Source organism: Citrobacter sp. S55_ASV_140 (assembly GCF_018919505.1).
GTDB lineage: Bacteria > Pseudomonadota > Gammaproteobacteria > Enterobacterales > Enterobacteriaceae > Citrobacter > Citrobacter werkmanii.
In genome coordinates, this window is sequence record NZ_JAHLQZ010000276.1 from 1 (window position 1) to 4,090 (window position 4,090).

6 protein-coding genes are annotated in these 4,090 nt (G+C 52.2%); 1 reads left to right on the top strand and 5 read right to left on the bottom strand.

The genetic code is table 11. The features are described from left to right. Positions 1-827: sulfatase-like hydrolase/transferase (locus KQJ18_RS22295; protein WP_216422766.1), on the top strand; the 827-nt coding region annotated here is incomplete at its 5' end. A 17-nt stretch (positions 828-844) separates the two neighbouring features. Here KQJ18_RS22295 and KQJ18_RS22300 read toward each other — a convergent pair. From KQJ18_RS22300 to KQJ18_RS22320, 5 genes are all read right to left on the bottom strand, one after another. Next, entirely contained in the window at positions 845-1,240 is a 396-nt protein-coding gene (locus KQJ18_RS22300; protein ID WP_038637597.1) for an adenylyltransferase/cytidyltransferase family protein, read from the bottom strand. Continuing rightward, on the bottom strand, positions 1,237-1,680 hold the full coding sequence (fliJ, locus tag KQJ18_RS22305) for a flagellar export protein FliJ (RefSeq protein ID WP_087856494.1): 444 nt from the start codon (positions 1,678-1,680) through the stop codon (positions 1,237-1,239). The genes KQJ18_RS22300 and fliJ overlap by 4 nt, the downstream gene beginning before the upstream one ends. A gap of 2 nt (positions 1,681-1,682) precedes the next feature. Beyond that, the gene (gene fliI, locus KQJ18_RS22310; RefSeq protein ID WP_038637588.1) at positions 1,683-3,023 is read right to left on the bottom strand and encodes a flagellar protein export ATPase FliI; all 1,341 of its coding nucleotides are present in this window, start codon (positions 3,021-3,023) and stop codon (positions 1,683-1,685) included. Beyond that, on the bottom strand, positions 3,016-3,726 hold the full coding sequence (gene fliH / locus KQJ18_RS22315) for a flagellar assembly protein FliH (RefSeq protein ID WP_038637585.1): 711 nt from the start codon (positions 3,724-3,726) through the stop codon (positions 3,016-3,018). Before fliH ends, fliI begins: the two co-directional genes overlap by 8 nt. A gap of 3 nt (positions 3,727-3,729) precedes the next feature. Continuing rightward, a partial coding sequence (locus tag KQJ18_RS22320) for a FliG C-terminal domain-containing protein (RefSeq protein ID WP_275945713.1) occupies positions 3,730-4,090 on the bottom strand: 361 nt, incomplete at its 5' end.

A 4,090-nucleotide genomic window follows, 5' to 3' on the forward strand; every position in this document is an offset into this window, starting at 1 on the left:
AAATGCAGCAGGTCATTTCCCGCCCGGAGCCCTTCGCGCTCTATCTGTGGAACCTCAGTAGTCATCTGTGTTATTACGATGATATCAAAAGAGGGGGCAGTAACAGCCTCGAACGCTGGCAGCGTGGCTACCAAAGTATGGATTTAATGGTCGGTCAGACCATTAAAATGTTGATGGAAAACAAAAAGCTTGATAATACAATGATTATCGCCTTTGGCGATCATGGCGATGACTTTTGGGGGCACGGATTTAATGGCGGTTATACGCATGGTATTGAACCCTACACGCCATTAGTTCATACCCCAGCATTTATTTTCTGTCCAGGCATGAAAGCCGTTGATTTAAACCATATGGTCAGTATGGTCGATATCTACAATACAGTACTGACCTTACTTGATATAACGCCTGCTGAAGGTATAGAAAAACAAGCTTTCGCATTAACGCCACAACGCCGTTTTTGTTACAGTCGTAATCTATTTGCACAACAGAAAAGTCAGCATGGCGGAAGTCCACTCAAGAAAGGGTATGCCATCACTTCCGAACACTTTCACTTAATGAAGGTTGATAATCAGCTAAAGATGTTTTTATGGAAGGCTGACCCGGCAAATCATTTTGATATATTACCCTTAATTAAATATAAGAAATCAGGAGAAGCTTACCTTGATCTTGATAAAGCACATCGGCAACGTACTGGCGGCATTCATCCGCATATGCAGCATTTTTTCTCAGCCGACATGGTACCGTTGATTGTGCAACATATTGATGATATGAAATTACAGCTGGATGTGTGGATAAAAAATAAAAACAAGATGAAACCGGAAGAATAACCCAGTCCACGAATTTTTTATTTGTATCCCTTCACCACCTCAATAATCGAGGTGGTGGATATCGATGGTGTTCTGGGAAAATAGACCACTTCGCACAGGTACGACAAACTATCAAAGCGTCCAGCCCAGTCATCGCCCATCACCAGCGTATCAGCGTTAAACTGGCGAATATAATCCGCTTTTTTCTCCAGCGACTCTTCGAGAAACACGCTGTCCACGCATTTCAACCCGGCAACAATCCCCATGCGATCGCTTTGGCTATAAACCGGCATCCGGCCTTTTTTATGCATATTTAGCGCATCTGAGGAGACGCCGACAATCAGCCGCTCACCCAACTGCCCGGCGCGTTCAAGAATACGCAGATGCCCAATATGAAAAACATCAAATGTGCCGAAAGTAATGATCGTTTTCATACCAGTCCCAGCGTCTTCTGTCTTAGCCAACATTGCGCGGCGATTTCATCTACGGCTTTTTGCTCTTTTACCTGCGCCTCATTGCTCAGCGCGTAACGCTTATCTGCCAACGTCATGGCGACAATTTTCTCTTCACAAGCCGCGGCGACCAGATTTTTTTGAATACGCTGCTCTTTGATTTTAGCCAGCGTTTTTTCCTGTTCCTGCCAGGCAATCACCGTGCGTAGCGTGCCTTTGTATCCGGTCACGTTTTTGAGTGATTCAACCGAAGGCGCCTCAACGCCGGTGCTGGTTTTTTGAATAAGGTAACCCAGCGCTTTGATGTTATTGTCAAAGCCGGTACAGACCTGCTGCTGTTTAGCCAACTGGACCGTCATGTCTTTGACTGATTTATCCCGCAGGCGCTGCAACTGCGCCAGGGTATCAATAATTTGCCGCATGATTATTTACCTTCCGTTTTCTTTGCCTGGGGGAAAAGGGCCTGTAAACGACTTTGCACCAGTTCAAGTGACGCGGGTTCACTTACCTCCTGACGCAGGAAACGCTCGATGGCGGGGAACACTTTGACGGCTTTATCAACGCTGGGATCGGCTCCGGCAACATAGCCCCCCAACGGGATCAGCGGCTTAATTTCCATATAGGCGGCATAGTTTTGTTTCAGCAGACGGGCCGATTGCTGATGCTCGTAGGGCGTAACCTGGGTCATGCATCGACTGATCGACTGCCCAATATCAATGGCTGGATAATGCCCGGCTTCCGCCAGCTTACGGGTCAGTACGATATGCCCATCCAACACCGCGCGCGCGCAGTCAACGATTGGATCCTGTTGGTCGTCCCCTTCCGCCAGCACCGTGTAAATGGCGGTCATTGACCCTTCACTTTCACTGTTGCCGGCGCTTTCCACAAGCTTAGGGATCATACCGAACGCCGAGGGTGGATAGCCTTTCGTCGCCGGAGGTTCTCCCAATGACAACGCGATCTCACGCTGCGCCATGGCATAACGGGTTAACGAATCCACCAGCAATAAAACGTGATGCCCACGATCGCGAAACCAGGCGGCGATAGAGTGGCACAGCTCGGTGGCTTTCAAACGCATCAACGGCGACTCATCCGCCGGAGCCGCCACAATAATGGATTTTGCCAACCCTTCCGCGCCCAGCGAGTGATCGATAAACTCTTTCACCTCGCGGCCACGCTCGCCAATTAACCCCACCACCACGATGTCGGCCTTGGTCTGGCGGGTGATCATCCCCAGCAGCACACTTTTTCCCACGCCGCTGCCAGCCATCAACCCCACGCGCTGGCCTTTGCCGATAGTTAATAACCCGTTGATTGCTTTTACACCAACATCCAGCGGTTGGTTCACCGACCGGCGCGTAAGGGGGTTGATAGACGGCGCCTGAGGTGGCAGCACGTCATTGCCGGTCAGACGGCCTTTGGCATCCAGCGGTTCGCCCAGGCCATTGACCACCCGCCCCAGCCAGCTTTCGCTGATCAGGATCTCCTGGGCTTTTTCTTCGGGGAATACGCGCGCCCCCGCCATCAGTCCGACGGGGTGTTTGAAGGGCATCAGGTAGGTGATATCACGATTAAATCCCACCGCCTGCGCGTCGATCAGCGTATGGTTTGCGCTTTCAACACGGCACAACTGGCCGGTTACCAACGGGCAGCCCACGCTCTCCAGCAAAATGCCGTTCACGCGAACCAGTCGCCCGGCAACCCGGGCTAAAGGAATCGACTCAATAGAACGCAGCGCGTTGTCGAAGCTGGAAAGATCACTCACCCGTCGGCTCCGGCAGCAGCGACTCTTTAAGAGCCGACATACATTGCTCGAGGCGATGCTCGCAGCCAATATCCAGCTCGGATTTATCGGTAATCACCCGACACTCGCCCGCCTGCAGATCGGGAGAGGGAGTCAGTCCCCAGGCTGTGACCTTCTCAGGCGCGACATCTTTGATGCGGTTAAATTCTTCGTTACTCAACAGCACCTGTAGCGACTCAGGCATCGCCGGAAAGGCCGAAATTGCCTCTTCGACCAGCGATAATAGCTGCGTCGGTTGCAGCGCCAGCTCACAGCGAATCACCTGGCGGGTCACCTTTTCAACCAGCTGCAACAGGTCTTCCCGCTGTTTACGCTGGACGTGCGCCAGATAGTCATTCACTTTGCCGGAGATAGCCTCCAGCGGCTGGGCGGCGCGTTCAAACTGCTTGCGCCCTTCCTGCTGTCCGGCCAGGCTGCCTTCAGTGTATCCCTGACGACGACCTTCATCGTGCCCCTTCTGATGACCTTCCTGAAAACCCTGCTCCTGGCCTTCAGTCATCCCCTGTTCAAAACCTTTTTGCAGCCCTTCCTGGAAGCCGTCCATCAGCTGGCGCTGATAATCCGCCGGAGTAATCCCCGGCGTGAGCTGTTCAGCCTGTAGATGGCGCTGGCGAGGAGGAAAACGATGCAGCCGGTAACGACCACGAATGGTTTCAATCGCCATAGGTTACTCCGCCGTCTGTTCAGCAAACAGCTGTAGCTGTATTTCACCCGCTTCCTCAAGCTCGCGGGCAATTCCCATGATTTCACGGCGTATCTGCTCAATACGGCTCACCGGAACCGGACCAAGACGTGAGGTTATCGCCTCCAGTTGTTGTACCTGACGCTTAGGCATCACGGCATAAATCGAACGGCGTAACAGCGCTTCAGTACCTTTCAGCGCCACCGCCCAATCTTCCATTGGTACTTCGTCCAGCAGACGACGACGCACTTCGTCAGTTTGGCGGCTCAGAATAAAGAAGTCGTACATTTCATCCTGCAACTGTTCGAGCACATTTTCATCGCGTTCGCGCAGCTGATCGAGAATC

Excerpts from the sequence above, each read along its gene's own strand:
- KQJ18_RS22300 (WP_038637597.1), bottom strand. The coding sequence starts at position 1,240 with ATGAAAACGATCATTACTTTCGGCACATTTGATGTTTTTCATATTGGG.
- fliJ (WP_087856494.1), bottom strand. The coding sequence starts at position 1,680 with ATGCGGCAAATTATTGATACCCTGGCGCAGTTGCAGCGCCTGCGGGAT.
- fliH (WP_038637585.1), bottom strand. The coding sequence starts at position 3,726 with ATGGCGATTGAAACCATTCGTGGTCGTTACCGGCTGCATCGTTTTCCT.